General features: G+C 37.6%; 23 protein-coding genes. All 23 read left to right on the top strand.

Features of this window, described 5'->3' with window-relative positions:
* The first annotated feature begins 9 nt into the window (after positions 1 to 9).
* Complete coding sequence (hslV, locus tag CRI88_RS03045; RefSeq protein WP_036124754.1) at positions 10 to 555, top strand: ATP-dependent protease subunit HslV; 546 nt, start codon at positions 10 to 12, stop codon at positions 553 to 555.
* Entirely contained in the window at positions 555 to 1,955 is a 1,401-nt protein-coding gene (gene hslU / locus CRI88_RS03040) for an ATP-dependent protease ATPase subunit HslU (RefSeq protein ID WP_036124752.1), read from the top strand. The genes hslV and hslU overlap by 1 nt, the downstream gene beginning before the upstream one ends.
* Positions 1,956 to 2,042: 87 nt before the next feature.
* Positions 2,043 to 2,822, top strand: a complete 780-nt coding sequence (codY, locus tag CRI88_RS03035) for a GTP-sensing pleiotropic transcriptional regulator CodY (protein ID WP_004229266.1) — start codon at positions 2,043 to 2,045, stop codon at positions 2,820 to 2,822.
* 592 nt (positions 2,823 to 3,414) lie between these two features.
* Positions 3,415 to 3,807, top strand: a complete 393-nt coding sequence (gene flgB, locus CRI88_RS03030) for a flagellar basal body rod protein FlgB (RefSeq protein WP_036124750.1) — start codon at positions 3,415 to 3,417, stop codon at positions 3,805 to 3,807.
* 3 nt (positions 3,808 to 3,810) lie between these two features.
* A complete protein-coding gene (flgC, locus tag CRI88_RS03025) occupies positions 3,811 to 4,272 on the top strand; it encodes a flagellar basal body rod protein FlgC (protein WP_036124747.1) in 462 nt (153 codons plus the stop codon).
* 23 nt (positions 4,273 to 4,295) lie between these two features.
* Positions 4,296 to 4,601 carry a flagellar hook-basal body complex protein FliE gene (gene fliE / locus CRI88_RS03020; RefSeq protein WP_036124744.1) on the top strand — a complete coding sequence of 102 codons (306 nt, stop codon included), beginning with the start codon at positions 4,296 to 4,298 and terminating at the stop codon, positions 4,599 to 4,601.
* A gap of 120 nt (positions 4,602 to 4,721) precedes the next feature.
* Positions 4,722 to 6,314 (top strand): flagellar basal-body MS-ring/collar protein FliF, encoded by a 1,593-nt coding sequence (gene fliF / locus CRI88_RS03015; RefSeq protein WP_036124742.1) that lies wholly within the window; start codon positions 4,722 to 4,724, stop codon positions 6,312 to 6,314.
* A gap of 15 nt (positions 6,315 to 6,329) precedes the next feature.
* Positions 6,330 to 7,343: a flagellar motor switch protein FliG gene (gene fliG / locus CRI88_RS03010; protein ID WP_036124740.1), complete on the top strand. Its 1,014-nt coding sequence runs from the start codon at positions 6,330 to 6,332 to the stop codon at positions 7,341 to 7,343.
* Positions 7,336 to 8,124, top strand: a complete 789-nt coding sequence (fliH, locus tag CRI88_RS03005; RefSeq protein ID WP_058843503.1) for a flagellar assembly protein FliH — start codon at positions 7,336 to 7,338, stop codon at positions 8,122 to 8,124. Before fliG ends, fliH begins: the two co-directional genes overlap by 8 nt.
* A gap of 5 nt (positions 8,125 to 8,129) precedes the next feature.
* Complete coding sequence (gene fliI / locus CRI88_RS03000; protein WP_036124834.1) at positions 8,130 to 9,455, top strand: flagellar protein export ATPase FliI; 1,326 nt, start codon at positions 8,130 to 8,132, stop codon at positions 9,453 to 9,455.
* Entirely contained in the window at positions 9,456 to 9,905 is a 450-nt protein-coding gene (gene fliJ / locus CRI88_RS02995; RefSeq protein WP_036124736.1) for a flagellar export protein FliJ, read from the top strand.
* Positions 9,906 to 9,909: 4 nt separating this feature from the next.
* A complete protein-coding gene (locus tag CRI88_RS02990) occupies positions 9,910 to 10,518 on the top strand; it encodes a MotE family protein (RefSeq protein WP_036124734.1) in 609 nt (202 codons plus the stop codon).
* Between the two features lie 26 nt (positions 10,519 to 10,544).
* On the top strand, positions 10,545 to 11,810 hold the full coding sequence (locus CRI88_RS02985) for a flagellar hook-length control protein FliK (RefSeq protein ID WP_058843504.1): 1,266 nt from the start codon (positions 10,545 to 10,547) through the stop codon (positions 11,808 to 11,810).
* A gap of 2 nt (positions 11,811 to 11,812) precedes the next feature.
* Positions 11,813 to 12,502: a flagellar hook assembly protein FlgD gene (flgD, locus tag CRI88_RS02980; RefSeq protein WP_036124730.1), complete on the top strand. Its 690-nt coding sequence runs from the start codon at positions 11,813 to 11,815 to the stop codon at positions 12,500 to 12,502.
* A gap of 15 nt (positions 12,503 to 12,517) precedes the next feature.
* Positions 12,518 to 12,886 carry a TIGR02530 family flagellar biosynthesis protein gene (locus tag CRI88_RS02975; protein ID WP_058843517.1) on the top strand — a complete coding sequence of 123 codons (369 nt, stop codon included), beginning with the start codon at positions 12,518 to 12,520 and terminating at the stop codon, positions 12,884 to 12,886.
* Between the two features lie 86 nt (positions 12,887 to 12,972).
* Entirely contained in the window at positions 12,973 to 13,941 is a 969-nt protein-coding gene (flgG, locus tag CRI88_RS02970; protein WP_036124729.1) for a flagellar basal body rod protein FlgG, read from the top strand.
* A gap of 101 nt (positions 13,942 to 14,042) precedes the next feature.
* A complete protein-coding gene (locus CRI88_RS02965) occupies positions 14,043 to 14,264 on the top strand; it encodes a flagellar FlbD family protein (RefSeq protein ID WP_036124831.1) in 222 nt (73 codons plus the stop codon).
* Entirely contained in the window at positions 14,254 to 14,682 is a 429-nt protein-coding gene (gene fliL / locus CRI88_RS02960) for a flagellar basal body-associated protein FliL (protein ID WP_036124726.1), read from the top strand. Before CRI88_RS02965 ends, fliL begins: the two co-directional genes overlap by 11 nt.
* 31 nt (positions 14,683 to 14,713) lie before the next feature.
* Positions 14,714 to 15,709: a flagellar motor switch protein FliM gene (gene fliM / locus CRI88_RS02955; protein WP_036124724.1), complete on the top strand. Its 996-nt coding sequence runs from the start codon at positions 14,714 to 14,716 to the stop codon at positions 15,707 to 15,709.
* Positions 15,702 to 16,925: a flagellar motor switch phosphatase FliY gene (fliY, locus tag CRI88_RS02950; protein ID WP_058843505.1), complete on the top strand. Its 1,224-nt coding sequence runs from the start codon at positions 15,702 to 15,704 to the stop codon at positions 16,923 to 16,925. Before fliM ends, fliY begins: the two co-directional genes overlap by 8 nt.
* Positions 16,926 to 16,946: 21 nt before the next feature.
* The gene (locus CRI88_RS02945; protein WP_004269288.1) at positions 16,947 to 17,309 is read left to right on the top strand and encodes a response regulator; all 363 of its coding nucleotides are present in this window, start codon (positions 16,947 to 16,949) and stop codon (positions 17,307 to 17,309) included.
* Positions 17,310 to 17,319: 10 nt separating this feature from the next.
* Positions 17,320 to 17,994, top strand: coding sequence for a flagellar biosynthetic protein FliO (locus CRI88_RS02940; protein ID WP_230593865.1), 675 nt, complete (start codon positions 17,320 to 17,322; stop codon positions 17,992 to 17,994).
* Entirely contained in the window at positions 17,991 to 18,656 is a 666-nt protein-coding gene (gene fliP, locus CRI88_RS02935; protein ID WP_036124231.1) for a flagellar type III secretion system pore protein FliP, read from the top strand. Before CRI88_RS02940 ends, fliP begins: the two co-directional genes overlap by 4 nt.
* The last annotated feature ends 6 nt before the right edge of the window (positions 18,657 to 18,662 follow it).

Below are 18,662 nucleotides of genomic sequence, written 5' to 3'. Positions count from 1 at the left end.
GGAAGGCAGATGGGACAAATTCATGCGACAACGATATTTGCAGTTCATCATAACGGAGGCTGTGCCATGGCTGGTGATGGTCAAGTAACATTGGGAAATGCAGTTGTGATGAAGGGAACAGCAAAAAAGGTCAGACGTCTGTTTAATGGGCAGGTCCTTGCAGGTTTTGCAGGTTCCGTCGCTGATGCATTTACACTTTTTGAGATGTTTGAAGGCAAACTAAATGAGTATAATGGTAATTTACAGCGTGCAGCAGTGGAAGTAGCAAAGCAGTGGCGCGGTGATAAAATGCTTCGCCAGTTAGAAGCGATGTTATTAGTAATGGATAAAACGACATTGCTACTCGTTTCAGGTACAGGGGAAGTCATTGAACCGGATGATGGCATTTTGGCTATTGGTTCTGGTGGAAATTATGCATTATCTGCAGGTAGAGCATTGAAAAAATATGCAGGTGAAACAATGACTGCTCGTGAAATTGCTGAGGCGGCATTAGAAACAGCTGCTGAAATCTGTGTATTTACGAATCATAATATTATCGTGGAGGCGCTGAACTAATGACGCAAAAAAATTTAACGCCAAGACAAATTACTGAGCATTTAGATCGTTATATTGTTGGGCAGAATGAAGCTAAGCGCGCTGTAGCCATTGCGTTACGTAATCGCTATCGTCGTTCGTTGTTACATGAGGATATGAAGGATGAAGTTATTCCTAAAAATATATTAATGATTGGACCAACAGGTGTCGGAAAAACGGAAATTGCAAGAAGAATTGCTAAGCTTACAAATGCTCCTTTTGTGAAAGTTGAAGCGACAAAGTTTACTGAGGTAGGTTATGTAGGGCGTGATGTTGAGTCAATGGTACGTGACTTAGTAGAAGCCTCACATCGTCTAGTAAAGGAAGAAATGATGGAGTCTGTTAAGGAACAAGCAGAAGAATTAGCAAATGAAGCGATTGTGAAACTTTTGGTGCCTTCTTTACGTAAGAAACAGGCGATGCAAAATCCGTTTGAAATGCTATTTGGTGGTAAAGAGCAACCAACGACTGATGATTCTTCAACAGATGAGGTTGAAGTACGCTCTAAGCGTGCACAAATTGCGATTGATTTACGTAACGGTAAATTAGAAAATGAGTGGGTTACTGTGGAGGTAACAGAACAAAATCCATCTATTTTTGATGCGTTACAAGGAACGGGAATGGATATGTCTGCGAATAGTGGCATGCAGGATATGTTATCCAGTTTGATGCCGAAGAAACAGAAAAAACGTCGTGTACAAGTGAAGGACGCCCGTCGTATTTTAACAGTTGAAGAAGCGAATAAGCTGATAGATGCAGATGAAGTGGCACAAGAGGCTATTACTAGAGCTGAGCAAACAGGTATCATTTTTATTGATGAAATCGATAAAATTGCTAGTAAAGAAGGCAATTCTTCAGCAAATGTCTCACGTGAAGGTGTCCAACGAGATATTTTACCAATCGTTGAAGGTTCAACTGTTACAACGAAATACGGTGCGGTGAAAACGGATTATATGCTGTTTGTAGCTGCTGGTGCATTCCATATGTCGAAGCCGTCAGATTTAATTCCTGAATTGCAAGGACGCTTTCCAATTCGTGTAGAGCTTGAAAAATTAACAAAACAGGATTTTGTACGTATTTTACAAGAACCAGACCAATCACTTATTTTGCAATATAAGGCATTGTTAGAAACGGAAGGCGTGGAAATTCATTTCACAACAGATGCTATTGAACGAATTGCTGAAATTGCTACGGAGGTTAATCAGGAAACTGACAATATCGGAGCTCGTCGATTACACACGATATTAGAACGTTTACTTGAAGAACTATCGTTTGAAGCTTCTGAAATTGCACCAGCAAGTATCCCGATCAATGCTGCGTATGTAGATCAAAAACTTGCGGGTATAGTAAAAAACAAAGATTTGTCACAGTTTATATTGTAAGAAAAAGCTAATTAGTATCATTCAATAATAAAAACCTTTAGAATATTTAATAAATACTCTTCGGATTATTTATAGGAGGAACATATAATGAATTTATTAGAAAAAACACGTAAAATTAACTCGATGCTTCAAGCATCTGCTGGTAAACCAGTAAACTTTAAGGAAATGGCTGATACATTAGGCGATATTATTGATAGTAATGTCTATATTTTAAGTCGCAAAGGGAAATTATTAGGTATTTCAATTCACCAACAAATTGAAAATGAGCGTATGAAAAAAATGTTCGAAGAGAGACAGTTCCCAGAAGAATACACACATAGCTTGTTTACGATCTCTGAAACATCATCAAATTTAGATATTAACAACGAACATACTGCTTTCCCAGTTGAAAACAAAGATTTATTCCAAAACGCTTTAACAACAATTGTACCGATTGTTGGTGGTGGTGAACGTTTAGGTACATTAATCCTTGCTCGTTTATCTTCACAATTTGAAGATGATGATCTAATTTTAGCAGAGTATGGTGCGACAGTAGTTGGTATGGAAATTTTACGTGAAAAATCAGAAGAAATTGAAGAAGAAGCCCGTAGCAAAGCTGTCGTACAAATGGCTATTAATTCACTTTCATACAGTGAGTTAGAAGCAATTGAGCATATCTTCGAAGAACTTGATGGCAATGAAGGCTTACTAGTTGCTTCTAAGATTGCTGACCGTGTGGGTATTACGCGTTCAGTGATTGTCAACGCATTACGTAAACTTGAATCTGCTGGTGTCATTGAATCTCGCTCTTTAGGTATGAAAGGTACTTATATTAAAGTGCTAAACGATAAATTCTTAAATGCTTTAGCAGAAATTAAAATGAAATAAATACTTCTTTAAGAAGATTCTGAAAGCGTCTAGGGTAAAACTAGGCGCTTTTTTTTGTGTATTAGCCCGTGAGGGAGAAGATTTTTGTGCTTATTTTTTTGCCATAAGTACAAAAATGCTGATTATTGTAGGTTCTTATTTCTTTCTTCCTAATGCTGTTCAAAAAATCGTCACTACCTTTAGCATATAAAAATGTAATGTGTGTTACTTTAGAAGAATGGTGAAAAACTTGTTCAAATATGTGTCACATTCATAGGCAAAATATGCTTGTGTTGATTGAACTAGTAAAATGGGACCTTTATTTAGTCAATATTTATAAGGCGATAAAGCTCAGAAAAAGGCATATTTAATACAAAAACCGTAAACACTGTCGAAATGGTGTAAAATAACTAGATGTCTAATAACCTTTGATAAACCTTAGAGACATAAGGGATGCAGAAGTTTTGTCATGGTTATACATTAGAAAAAATAGGGCGGATAGACTATTAAAAAGTGACAAAAGACAATAGACACTAGGTATCATCTTAATTACAATTGTATTATTGGATAAATTAACAAGTACATAAATTGAAATAAAATGAGGTGAACAGTTTTGAATTTATTTGGTGGAACTATTAGTAGCCTGGAAAACGGACTTTCCTATGCAACTTTGAATCATAAAACAATCGCAAACAATATTGCGAATGTCGATACGCCTAATTATAAGGCGAAAAATGTTAGTTTTAAGGATATGTTGGTAGAACAGCAAAGTATGTCTATTTCCGCATATCGTACTGACAGCAGACATTATGATTTCACAATTCGACAATCTACGCCTGGCGTTAATAATGTTGAGAACTTGCGATATAGAAATAATGGCAATGCTGTAGATATGGATGCTGAGCAGGCAAAATTAGCAGAGAATCAAATTTATTACAATGCTTTAATTGACCGTGTTAATGGAAAATTAAACACATTGAATACCGTTATAAAGGGAGGTAAGTAATAGATGTCTATATTTCATGGGATGAATACCACTGCCTCTGCTTTAACAGCGCAACGATTACGAATGGATGTTATTTCTTCCAATATGGCAAATGTGGATACGACTCGTGCTCGTCAAGTGAATGGGGAATGGGAACCGTATCGACGTAAGTCTGTGACGTTCGCAGCACAAGAAGGACAATTCTCGAAATTTCTGAATGTAGCCCTTGGTAAAAATGCGAAAAGTGGTGTTGGCAATGGTGTGAAAGTTTCTCGAATTTCAGAAGATCAAGAAACACCTTTCAAACTTGTTTATGACCCAACTCATCCAGATGCAAATGCAGATGGTTATGTGAATATGCCAAATGTGGATCCATTGAAAGAGATGGTAGATTTAATGTCAGCAACACGTTCCTATGAGGCGAATATAACTGTATTTAACGCAAATAAATCCATGCTAACAAAGGCTTTAGAGATTGGTAAATAAATAAGTAGAAAGGAAGATACATAATGACTATTTCGTCCGTTTCGCTAATGACACCTACTCAGGTTGTAAATGAAACAAATAAACTCAATACAACACCTTATGAAGCGCAACAAAGCTTCGCGAACTCGTTAAAAGAAGCAATAGCCAAAGTAAATGATCAGCAAATAACTTCTGATAAATTTACTCAAAAGCTAATTAAAGGTGAAGATGTGGAGTTGCATGAAGTGATGATTGCTTCACAAAAGGCGAGCATTACATTAAACGCAACAATTGAAGTTCGCAATAAGGTGATTGAAGCTTACCAAGAAATAATGCGAATGAGTGTTTAATTTTATTGTCTAGATAAGGAAACTCTTTTCAAACTAGATTAATAACCACTACTATAGTGGACTCATTATGTTCGCAAATTATTGATGGCTAGGTTATTCACTATAACCGGAGGATTCATAATGAATGAACGATTGACGAAAATAAAAAACGACACCAGTCAATTTTGGACAAGTCGAAGTAAAAAGCAAAAAATAGTTATGATTGGCTCCGTGGTAGGCGTCATCGCACTTGCAGCCATCGTGACGTTTTTTGCTTCGAAAACTACATATGTTCCACTTTATAAAGATTTATCAACAAGAGAAATTGGACAAGTAAAGGAAGCACTAGATTCCCAAGGTGTGAACTATGAAATTGCTCCAGGTGGAACATCTATTTTAGTGCCAGAAGAGCAAGTTGACTCCTTGTTAGTACAATTAGCTTCAGAGGGCTATCCGCAAACAGGTACAATTGATTACTCATTTGCTAATAGTTCAGGATTTGGTATGACAGATAATGAATTTAACCTCTTAAAAAAAGCAGCAACTGAAACTGAAATTGCTAAGCTTTTTAAAAATTTAGAGGGTGTAAAAGATGCCAAAGTAATGATTACAGTTCCTGAAGAAGGGGTATTCGTAACGGATGTGCAAGGCGAGGCAACGGCATCTATTGTTTTAAATACAGACCCTGGCTATAAATTTACAGAGCAGCAAATTACTACTATGTACAATTTGGTGTCAAAAAGTATTCCCAATTTAAAAACTGAAAACATCGTAATCTCTAATCAATTCTCAGAGTACTTTGATTTGAATGCTGCTACTACTGATGGTACTTCCACAGCGACAGCCGAAGGTCAATTACAAATGAAGAAATTAGTAGAACGTGATCTACAGCGTCAAGTGCAAAATATGCTAGGAACGTTGATGGGACAAGATAAAGTGATGGTTTCTGTTACAACGGATATTGACTTCAAGAAAGAAAATCGTGAAGAAAACCTTGTGACACCTGTTGATGAAGAAAATATGGAAGGTATCGCAATTAGTGCTCAACGAATTACAGAGCAGTATTCTGGTACAGGCGCAGCAGCTGCAGGAACACCTGAAGCTGAAACAACTACAGATAACTTCACAACGTATAACGAAGGTGCAACAGGGAATGGTGACTATGAACGTACAGAGGAAACGATCAATAATGACGTGAATCGTATACGTAAAGATATCCAAGAAGCTCCTTATAAAGTTCAAGATATTGGAATTCAAGTCATTGTTGAACCACCAACAGCGACAGATGCAGCGTCATTACCAGATGGTGTTCGTGAAGATATCGAGAAAATTTTAAGTACAATAGTTCGTACAACAATTTCCAAAGATGTGGCAGCAGAACTTACACAAGAGCAAATTGACGAGAAAGTAGCTGTTTCAGTACAACCTTTATATGGTAAGGCGACAGAGGTCGCTGATGAAAAACCAGTTATCCCATGGTGGGTTTGGGTCATTGGCGGTATCTTATTAGCTGTTATTTTATTACTAGCATTCTTTATTATCCGTTCTCGTAAGCGTGCGCAGGAAGAAGAAGAGCTAAGTATCCTAGAAGAACAAGAAGAATTAATGATTGATGATATTAATGAAGAAATTGAAACGGAAGCTACAATGCGTCGTAAGCAGCTTGAAAAAATGGCTAAAGAAAAGCCAGACGATTTTGCAAAGTTACTGCGTAGTTGGATTGCGGAAGACTAACTAGGAGGTTCGGCTGTGTCCAAGAAAGATAAGGAATTAACCGGAAAACAAAAGGCCGCACTCTTGTTAATTTCATTAGGGCCTGAGGTTTCAGCTTCTGTCTATAAACACTTAACAGAGGAAGAAATTGAACGTTTAACATTAGAAATTTCAAGTGTTAAAAAAGTAGAATCAAATGTCAAAGAAGAGATTATTGAAGAATTTCACAATATCGCACTAGCGCAAGACTATATCACACAAGGTGGTATTGGCTACGCGAAAACAGTATTAGAAAAAGCGCTTGGTGTTGAACAAGCGCAAACGATTATTAATCGTCTAACATCTTCTCTACAAGTGCGTCCGTTTGATTTTGCTAGAAGAGCTGATCCAGCACAAATTTTTAACTTTATTCAAAATGAACATCCACAAACAATTGCCCTGATTCTCTCTTATTTAGAGGCGGGGCAAGCGGGTGTTATTTTATCTTCACTACCACAGGAAGTACAGGCGGATATTGCTAAACGTATAGCAGTAATGGAATCGACTTCTCCAGAAGTAATTAGTGAAATTGAATCTGTATTAGAGCGTAAATTATCGTCAACAGTTACACAGGATTACACTGAAACAGGTGGTATCGATGCTGTCGTAGAAGTGTTAAATGGCGTAGATCGACAAACAGAAAAAACAATTCTCGATGCACTCGAAATACAGGATCCAGAACTTGCAGAGGAAATCAAAAAACGTATGTTTGTGTTCGAAGATATCGTTACACTCGACAATCGTTCCATTCAACGTGTTATTCGTGACTGTGAAAACGAAGACTTACTGCTTTCAATGAAGGTATCAAGTGAAGAAGTAAAAGATATTATTTTCCGCAATATGTCACAGCGTATGGCTGATACATTTAAAGAAGAAATGGAAATTATGGGACCTGTACGATTACGTGACGTAGAGGAGGCGCAATCTCGAATTGTTGCTGTTATTCGTCGTCTAGAGGATGCTGGAGAGATTATTATTGCTCGCGGTGGAGGAGATGACGTCATTGTCTAGAATCATCCGTTCTATTTACACCCAGTCTGATAGCGATAGTATTAAAGAAATCCAAATCCGAGATATGTTTGAACCGATTGAAGTAGACCAACATGAAGTCTCATCTCAGCATCAATTAACATTGGATGAAATAATGGCAGAGCGAGATCGTTTACTTGCAGAAGCTAGAGCTACTTTGCAAGCAGAACGTGAGATGTTTGAACAAGAAAAGCAATTACACTTCCAAGAAATTGAACACTTAAAGTTAAACTGGGAAGAAGAGAGACCGAATCGAGTGCAAGAGGCGTATGATGAGGGGTTTGGGCAAGGCTATGAAGATGGTATGAACAAAGCCTCTGAAGCAATGGCCCAGTCACTTCAAACTGCGAATGAAGTTATGATTCAAGCGAAACAAAATGCACAAAAATATATTGAAGATCAAGAAGCGGTCATTTTAGAGTTAGGCTTAACTGCAGCAGAACGAATTATTGGCACCTCACTAGAGCAAGATAACGAACTGTTTGTGTCAATTGTGCGTCGAGGGTTGAAAGAAGCAAGGGAAATGAAAGAAATTAAAATTTATGTTTCCCCAACATACTACGCTTTAATTACCACTAATCGAGATGAATTAGCAGAAATGTTCCCGATGGATGTACCATTTATGATTTTTGTGAATGAAGATTTAGACAATGAAACAGATTGCTATATTGAAACAAATCATGGTCGCATTATGGTTAGTATTGATGAGCAATTGAATGAGCTTAGATTAAAGCTACATGAAATATTAGAGAGTAAGGAATGATCTTGATGAAAACGGCTCAATTAATCGAACATATTCCTCATATACCTACTTTTAAAAAGTTTGGTAGAGTAACTAGAGTTGTCGGCTTGATGATTGAGTCGCAAGGTCCAGATAGTTCCATAGGTGATGTCTGTAAAATTCATGTGGAAACTGTAAACAATGGTCACCAAATCATTTTAGCAGAGGTTGTTGGTTTTAAAGATGAGATAGTTGTCTTAATGCCATTCACCTCTTTACGTGAAATATCTATTGGCTGTCTTGTTGAAGGGACTGGTGCCCCTCTAGAAGTAAAAGTGGGCCCTGAGTTAATAGGAAAAGTATTGGATTCTATGGGGAATCCAATCGATGGCACCTTATTACCGAAAGGGTTAATGACCGTCCCTACTGAGCAAGATCCACCGAACCCACTGACTCGTCCACCAATTGACGAAAGACTCGAAGTAGGGGTGAAGGCGATTGATGGCATGCTAACAGTTGGTAATGGTCAACGTGTTGGTATTTTCGCTGGTTCTGGGGTCGGAAAAAGTACGTTACTAGGTATGATTGCTAGAAACACGCAAGCAGATTTAAATGTCATTGCGCTCATAGGAGAACGTGGTCGTGAGGTTCGTGAATTTATCGAACGTGATTTAGGCGCAGAAGGTTTAAGTCGCTCCATTGTTGTTGCAGCCACATCAGATCAACCAGCATTAATGCGGATTAAAGGCGCTTTTACAGCGACAGCGATTGCCGAATATTTTAGAAATCGAGGCTTAAATGTCATGCTGATGATGGACTCCGTTACACGTGTAGCCATGGCACAACGTGAAATTGGACTTGCCACGGGAGAACCACCGGCACAAAAAGGGTATACGCCTTCTGTATTTGCGATATTACCTAAATTATTAGAACGTACTGGTACTAATGAAAAGGGCTCAATCACAGCATTCTATACCGTTTTAGTTGATGGTGATGATATGAATGAACCAATAGCTGATACTGTGCGAGGGATATTAGATGGCCATATTGTATTGGATCGAAATCTAGCCAATAAAGGTCAATATCCAGCCATCAATGTTTTAAAAAGCGTAAGCCGTTTGATGAATCATGTTGCAGAGCCAGCGCATAAAAAAGCTGCTGAACGATTAAGGGAACTCTACTATACATATGACAAATCTGAGGATTTGATCAATATTGGAGCTTACAAAAGAGGAACTTCTAAAGAGATTGATGAGGCCATTCATTATGAACCGCTCATTACGCATTATCTTAAACAAGGCTATTTAGACAAAGTAACATTAGAAGAAAGTGTCAATGAGTTAATAACATTATCGAACGGTGGTGCGAAATAGATGGTCAGTTATGTGTATCGTTTTGAAAAAGTGTTAACAATTCGTGAGCAAGAAAAAAACGAAACCGAAATGGCTTATAAAGAATCTGTCCGTTCTTTTGAAGAAATAGCAACAAGATTATATGAATTACTTAAAAAGAAAGAAGACTTAATCGCATTTCAGCAGGAGCGTTTAACGATTGGCTCATCTATTGACGAAATTCATCATTATAGTCGTTTTATAGATAGTCTTGAGAAAACAATTGCAGATGTACAACAGAAAGTGATACAAGCTCGTGCGAAGATGAATTGGCACGAGGAAAAATTATTAGAAAAAAACTTGGAAGTACGTAAATTTGAAAAAATGAGAGAAAAAGATTTGAAGCTATTCCAGCAAGAGCAAGATCGTATAGAAAGCCTTTTTCTAGATGAAATTTCATTACAAACGTATAACAAGAGAGAAATCAGGTGATTTCATGGCAAAAAAAGACAATCGATTGACAGCGGAGTTAGTAGAAGTGCAGTCAAAGAAAAAAACAGGGGGCTTTCTAAAGTTTTTTACTTGGATTGTACTACCGATTATGTTTGTAGTAGCGGTTTTACTTGTTGTGGCAACGTTAATGAATACGAATGTCTTTGATTTAGGGAAAAAGGCAATAGGAAGTTTACCCTTTGTCCCATCAGAAGAGCAACAAGCTAAAGATGCTGCCATTAATAACGACTCTAAATTAGTTAATTTACAGGCAGAGATACAAGAAAAAGAAGCTGAAATTACACAGCTACAAAAAAAGCTTGATACAACAACAACTGAAAAAGAGAAGTTAGTGATAGAAAAAGAACAGTTGCAATTTGAAATTGAAAAATTGAATCGACAACAAGATGATGTAAAGCGTGACTTTAATGATATCTTATCAACGTTCGATAAGATGTCTCCGAAAGCTGCAGCACCAGTATTAATCAATATGAGTGATGCGGAGGCGCTACGAATTTTAACGAATTTAAAGCCTGATAAGTTAGCAGCCATATTAGAGAAAATGGATGCCAAAGATGCAGCAAAATATACGGAGTTAATGGCTAAACAATAAGATAAATGAAAGGAGGTGAAAGAACAATGGATGTAGCAATGATGCAAATGATCACTAAGTCTGTACCTAATAAAGCAGCAAAATCTTCAACCGTTAATAGTCCTGAAGGTAAGGTCAATGGAACTCCGAATAAAGAAAATGTATCGAATTTCGGGTCTGTTTTTAGTAAAATGATGTCGTCTTCAACGCAAACAAACCAATCTTCGCAGTCAACTGCAACAAAGGAGCTAGCCGATTTACAAGCGGTTTTAAATGCTGATTCAATGGAGGAATTACTAGATTTACTAGGAATCCCTCATGATGATGGGTTATTAATGCTTCAGCTTGGCGAAGACAATAAAGCAGTGGCAATGGATGAAATGCTTAATTTAGAAAATATACTAAATGCATTAGGTATTGATGAAGAGCAACTTCAAAAAATAGTCCAACAGCTGCTAGGAGAAGAGAAGGAAGCTAGTGATGTTTGGGAGCTACTATCACTAGTAGATGCCCAAGCGCCGATACTGCAGGCACAAATAGGACCTGCTTTACAAGGTGAAGGACAAGTAACACCAAAAGACGCTACACAACTGCTTCAAGTATTGAAGCTAGCACAATTAGTCGGACAGAAAACGGACTTAACAACTTCACAAGAAAACTTATTAACAACGGTTAAGAGTCTATTAACATCATTACAAACGCAAGTAGAAACTACACAACTAACAACAACCAAAACAACTGGAGCATTGCCATTACAAGGCTTTCAGCAAGTAGTTCAGCAAGTACAAGTGACGAAGCAGAGTGAGACAAGCACAAATGACATGGTTACACCGCAAACAGTTCAAACAAAACCGGATACATTCCATGTCACATTACCAACTGCCAAACCTGCGCAGTCTGAGGCTTTGTTAAAAGAAATGCAGGCTATTATGAATAGAGCACAAATTTCAAATGCACAAGGGATCACACGCTTAACGATTAAATTGTACCCAGAAAATCTTGGGACAGTTCGTATTGAACTTGTACAAAATGATGGCGTACTGACAGCTCGTTTACTAGCTTCTACAGCTCATGGACGTGAATTACTTGATAGTCAAGCACATCAGCTAAAACAAGCTTTTGTTCAACAAAACATTCAAGTAGATCGTCTTGATATAGCACAATCACTACAAGATGCAGATCGCCAGCAACGCGATCAAAGCTTCTTCAATAATTTCTTTAAGCAGCAACAGGATGAAGAGCAAGAACATAAAAATGAAGATGAAGATGAAGGACTATCCTTTGATGACTATTTAATCAATGAGGAGGTGTAATAATGGCAGATGCAACAAAAAATGTAAGCAATACATCCATAACGGATGATTTGTATTACTCGAATTATAAAAAACCAACGAAACAAACAGGTAATAGTGAGCTTGGCAAAGACGCCTTTCTACAACTTTTAATTACACAATTACAGCATCAGGACCCTACAAATCCTATGGATGACCGAGAATTCATTTCTCAAATGGCACAGTTTTCTTCTTTAGAACAAATGCAAAACATGACAAAGACAATGGAGTCATTATTGGCATCACAGCAACAAACACAGATGATGAATTATGCATCCTTTGTTGGTAAAGAAGTGAAATGGCATGAAATTACAGATAAAACAGATGAAAAAGGGGATCCTGTTGTAAATGAAGGAACAGGTGTAATTGAATCCTTGAAATTTGTAGATGGTAGTGTTGTATTCAAATTAACAGATGGAAAAGAAATAACGCCTGGTAATATTTCAGGAATACTAGGTGGCTCTGGAACAAATACAGATGGCGGTAATACTGTACCAGAATCTCCGCTTGTACAGGCAAGTAAACTGATTGGTAAAAATGTTACGTATAAAGATGGCGACCAAGAATTACAAGGTCGAATTGTCTCTGTTTCAAATAAAGATGGCGTTATCTATTACGTATTAGATAATGATAAAAAACTAACAGATAAAGATTTTACAGTAATTAGCGAATAAAGGTGGAGAAGAATGATGGATAAATTTTCAATTCATCGTGTACCCTTGCATCCATCTATTCGCACAATACAACCTAAGCCAATTCAATCGCAGCAATCCTTTAAAGCTCATTTACAGGAGGCTGCAAAGCAAGAACTAAAGGTGAGCAAACATGCGCATGAACGGATCATTGAACGTAAAATTGACATCTCTGAACAAGAATGGCAGGTAGTATCGGATAAGGTATTTGAAGCACACTCAAAAGGTGTCAAACAACCATTAGTCTTGATGGATCAAGCAGCTTTAATTGTCAGTGCTAAAAATGCTACTGTCATTACAGCAATGGATCGCACGGAGGCAAAACAACAGTTATTTACAAATATTGATGGCACGATTGTGCTGTAAAGGCTGGACCTTCTTATGTAAGGAAGCCTTGGTGATGCTGATTGATAGAGGCACACCTATAAAAAACGAAGGGAGAACGAAAACTTATGTTACGTTCTATGTATTCAGGTATTTCAGGTCTTAAAAACTTCCAAACGAAGCTAGATGTTATTGGTAATAACATCGCAAATGTTAATACTGTTGGCTTTAAAAAGGGGCGTGTTCTTTTTAAAGATTTAATGTCTCAAACACAAGCTGGTGCATCTGCAGCAACAGCTACACGAGGTGGTGTTAACCCACAACAAGTTGGTTTGGGTTCTCAATTAGCTGCTATTGATACAATACATGGTGGCGGCTCATTACAAGGTACTGGGCGTGGACTTGACTTAGGGATTGAAGGAGATGGCTTCTTCATGGTAGCTGACGCAAATGGAGCTCCAGACCCAGATAGTGGTTTTATTGGCGAAGAAGGTTTCAATAATACCCTATTTACTCGTAATGGTGTTTTCTATATGGATAGCAATGGCTATATAGTAAATGCTGATGGTAAATATCTAGTAGGAGTATCTGCTGGAGAAGAAATTGTTATGGAAACTGATGACGATGGTATCAATCCAGATGAAGCACCAGTCGCTTCTGGAGATGAAGGTGCTAACTTATTTGATGATGATGGTGTACTAGACCCAGACGATGGTGAGGTAGGGCCAATCCGTATCCCAACGACTGCTAAAGAAATTAGCATCGGAGCTAATGGTACGATTGAATATGTGGACCTAAACGGTGATCGTAAATGGGCAGGACAGCTAATTATGGCTAAATTCCCAAATGCGGGTGGTCTTTCTAAGGTTGGAGGAAACTATTACCAACAAACAGCAAACTCTGGTGCTGCCTATGCACAAGTAGCCACTGTTGCAGGGATGGGTAAAGTAGTACCTGGCACAGTAGAAATGTCCAATGTAGACTTATCAGAAGAATTTACAGAGATGATTGTGGCTCAACGAGGTTTCCAAGCGAATACTCGTATTATTACAACATCAGATGAAGTGTTACAAGAGCTAGTAAACTTAAAACGATAATGATTATATAGTTCTTTAATTCATAACAGGTGTTTGATAAAACATATTTTCATATGAGGGAGGGTCGGGCCGGCTCTCACGCTAGACCCGGCCCTATTTCAATGATCGAACTAACACGTCTTAATGGCAAAGCATTTACATTAAATGCTTTATACATAGAAACAGTCGAATCGTTTCCAGATACGACTATTACTTTAACAACTGGAACAAAAGTAATTGTTTTAGAGAGTGAAGATGAGGTGCGACAAAAGGTAACTGCCTTTTATAATAATATACAAATTTTATCCAACCCGCATCTACGAGGTGAAAAAGATGAAGAATAATAAAATGTTAACAATGATTATTATTTTGCTAGTAGCAGTCATACTGATTGGCGTTATTTTATTTGTATTGCTTACACAATTTAATAAGCCAACAGGAGCTGTTGAGCCATCCATTGATGAGATTGTAGAATCCTCTGTGGAGGTACCTGAAATCACGACGAATCTTGCAGATAACAGAGTTGTACGCTTGTCATTAAAAATTCAAACGACAAGTAAAGATGCTGCTACAGAATTAACAAAGCGTGTTTTCCAAGTGCAAAATATTGCCATTCAAGAGCTTTCTGAAATGGAGCAAAAGGATTTAGAGGGTAAGCAAGGGAAACAAATTTTCCAAAAATCATTAAAAACAAGGTTAAATGAATTGATGCAAGAGGGAGAAGTTCAGGAAGTATATTTTACCTCCTTCATCACTCAATAAAACAGAAACTGCTTGAAATGGAGGTGGGCAAATGGCAGGAGATGTGTTATCTCAATCCGAGATAGATGCGCTGCTTTCCGCTATATCAACTGGGGAAATGTCAGCTGACGATATAAAAAAGGAGGACGAGGGACGCAAGGTTAAAGTTTATGACTTTAAACGAGCACTTCGATTCTCAAAAGATCAAATCCGAAGTTTGACCCGAATACACGAAAACTTTGCACGACTATTGACAACCTTCTTTTCTGCACAGCTTAGAAGCTATGTACAGATTACGGTTGCATCGGTAGACCAAATACCATTTGAAGAGTTTGTACGTTCGATTCCGAATATGACACTCATTAATGTGTTTGAAGTGCCACCATTAGATGGTAATATATTGATGGAAATAAATCCGAACATTGCCTATTCCATGTTAGATCGTCTAATGGGCGGTAGTGGGGCAAGTCATAGTAATGTAGATAACTTAACAGAAATTGAAACAAAGATTATGACAAACCTTTTTGAACGCTCATTCGACAATTTACGCGAGGCATGGGAAAATGTTGCAGAAATTGATCCAATATTAGTGGAGCTTGAAGTAAATCCACAATTTTTACAAATGATCTCACCAAATGAAACAGTGGTCGTAATTTCGTTAAATACGATTATTGGTGAGACAAGCGGTATGATTAACATCTGTATCCCGCATGTTGTGTTGGAGCCTATTGTTCCAAATCTATCTGTTCGCTACTGGATGCAGACAAATACAAAAGAGATGTCTCCAGAGCAAACAAAAATGCTGGAAACACGTGTGAAACAAGCACAATTACCACTTTCAGTTGAACTGGGTCTGTCGGACATTACCATTGAGGATTTCCTTACAATGCAAATTGGTGATGTTATACAATTAGATCAAAAAATCGAAGATCCATTAATACTGAAAGTTGGAACATTGCCAAAATTCACGGTTCAACCAGGTAAGCAAGGCAAAAAATTAGCAATCCAGATTATCGACCCTTTGAAAGGAGGAGACGAAGATGAGTGATGAAATGCTCTCCCAAGAAGAAATTGAAGCGTTATTAAGGGGCGAGACGTTGGAAGATAAAAACAGCGACACTGCAGCTTCTTCAAATGATGAGACTAATGATTTAAGAGTTGAGGATTACCTTGATTCGTTTGCACAAGATGCATTAGGTGAGGTAGGTAACATTTCTTTCGGAAGTTCTGCTACAGCACTTTCTGCGTTATTAGGTCAAAAAGTAGATATTACTACTCCAAGTATTTCCATGATAAACCGTAATAAATTAGAAGAGGAGTTTCCTCATCCTTATGTGGCTGTACAAGTGGAATATACGATTGGTTTAACAGGTATGAATTTACTTGTTATTAAACAATCGGATGCAGCCATTATTGCTGATTTAATGTTAGGTGGCGATGGTTTAAATCCGAAGCCAGACTTAGGTGAAATTCAACTAAGTGCTGTTCAAGAGGCTATGAACCAAATGATGGGTTCAGCGGCAACATCGATGTCGACTGTATTTAATAAAAAAGTGGATATTTCTCCACCGACTATTGATTTAATGAATATTTCACAGGATGAAGGCCGTGACAATATTCCAGAAGACGATTTATTAGTTAAAGTATCCTTTAGACTACGCATTGGTAATTTAATTGATTCAAATTTAATGCAATTATTACCGCTTAAATTTAGTCAAAACATTGTAAAATCTCTTTTAGGTGAAACAGAGTCTATTGAAGAACCAGTAGCTGCAACGATTGCCCCTGAGGCACCATCAATTGCAGCGCCACCAGTTCAACAACAAGCACCTGTAACACCACCACCTGCACAACCAGTATATCAACAGCAGACAGCACCAACACAGCAACCTATTTATCAAGAGCAACCACAGTTTACGCAACCAGCAAGACCTGCACAACCTGTGAATGTGCAACAAGCACAGTTTGCTAGCTTTGATCCAAATGTAATCTCTCAATCTGAAGCTAGAAATTTAAATATGCTACTTGATATTCCATTGCAAGTTACTGTAGAGTTAGGACGTACGAAACGTTCTGTTAAAGAGATTTTAGAACTATCGAGTGGTTCAATTATTGAGCTAGACAAATTAGCGGGGGAGCCTGTTGATATTTTAGTCAATAGTCGTTTAATCGCTAAAGGTGAAGTCGTTGTTATTGATGAAAACTTTGGTGTCCGTATTACAGATGTTTTAAGTCAAGCAGAGCGTTTAAATAATTTAAGATAGTTTCAATTGGAGGAGTTAACCATGTCTAAAAGAATTTTAATTGTAGACGACGCTGCATTTATGCGCATGATGATCAAGGATATTTTATCAAAAAATGGATTTGAAGTTGTTGGAGAGGCAGCAGATGGCTTACAGGCTGTTGAAAAGTACAATGAATTAAAACCCGATTTAGTAACAATGGATATCACAATGCCTGAGATGGACGGTATTGCGGCTCTTAAAGCGATTAAGGGAACAGATCCAAGTGCAACTGTAATTATGTGTTCAGCCATGGGACAACAAGCAATGGTAATCGATGCAATTCAAGCTGGCGCGAAAGACTTTATCGTGAAGCCTTTCCAAGCAGATCGTGTAATTGAAGCGATTCAAAAAGCACTGGGATGATTGTATGAGAATGTTAAAATCATTTCGTTTCACGATGATTTTCGCATTTCTTGTATCCTTCCTGTTTTTGTACCCGACACCAACTTCTGTTTATGCGGATGCTGATACGAATAGTGTCACTGATTGCATTGAAAACCCAGAAGCTTGTAATGGAGATACTACCGATCCAGCTGCTAAACAAGAAATAAATGTATCAGCAGCTGGAGATATATCTGCATGGGAATACATAAAAATGGTTTTGGCGCTTATTTTTGTTGTAGCTTTATTTTATGGATTGATGAAGTTTTTAAATAAACGAAATTTAAACTTCCAACGTAATCAAATGGTACAAAATTTAGGCGGTTTATCGTTAGGTGCTCAAAAGTCAGTTCAGCTTTTACAAGTAGGTAAATCATTGTATTTAGTAGGGGTTGGAGAAGATGTGCAACTGTTACGTGAAATTACTGATCCTGAAGAAGTTGAAGCATTGCTAGCACTCTATAACGAAAGGCAAGAACTTGCAACAACATCACCGTATATTGCAGAAGTACTTTCTAAGTTTAAGAAAAAAGAGCAAGTGAGTATGCACAATGAACAAAAGCAAGATTCATTTGGCAAACTATTTGAAAAAAAGATATCTGAAATAAAACAGGAGCGTAGTGATGAGATAGAGAGATGGAAGCAAAAGGAGAAGGATGATAAATGAATGATTTAATCAATGTTTTTTCCAATAGCGATCCAACCAACGTCTCTACATCTGTTAAGCTCCTACTGTTACTAACGGTTTTATCTCTTGCACCGAGTATCTTAATATTAATGACATCTTTCGCTAGAATTGTCATTGTCTTATCCTTTGTGCGGACGGCATTAGCGACACAGCAAATGCCACCAAATCAAGTGATTGTTGGTCTAGCACTATTTTTAACGTTCTTTATTATGGCACCAACTTTTCAAGAGGTGAATAAAGAGGCATTACAGCCGTTATTTGCTGAAGAGATTGGTTTAGAAGAAGCATATGATCGTGCTAGTGCACCATTTAAAGAGTTTATGAGTAAGCATACAAGGCAAAAAGACCTTGAATTATTTTTATCTTATAATCAAGCAGAAAAACCAGCATCAGTGGAGGAAATCCCACTAACAATGCTCGTCCCAGCATTTGCTTTAAGTGAAATAAAAACAGCATTTCAAATTGGTTTTATGATTTTTATACCATTCCTTGTCATCGATATGATTGTTGCGAGTACTTTAATGTCGATGGGGATGATGATGTTACCACCAGTAATGATTTCCTTGCCATTTAAAATCTTATTATTTGTTCTGGTCGATGGCTGGTATCTAGTCATGAAATCGTTACTACAAAGTTTTTAGGGGATG

Origin of the sequence: Lysinibacillus fusiformis (assembly GCF_002845985.1) — a bacterium.
Taxonomy (GTDB): domain Bacteria; phylum Bacillota; class Bacilli; order Bacillales_A; family Planococcaceae; genus Lysinibacillus; species Lysinibacillus fusiformis_D.
The sequence above is the reverse complement of the archived record's forward strand: the minus strand, read 5'-3'. Positions and strand labels throughout refer to the sequence as shown.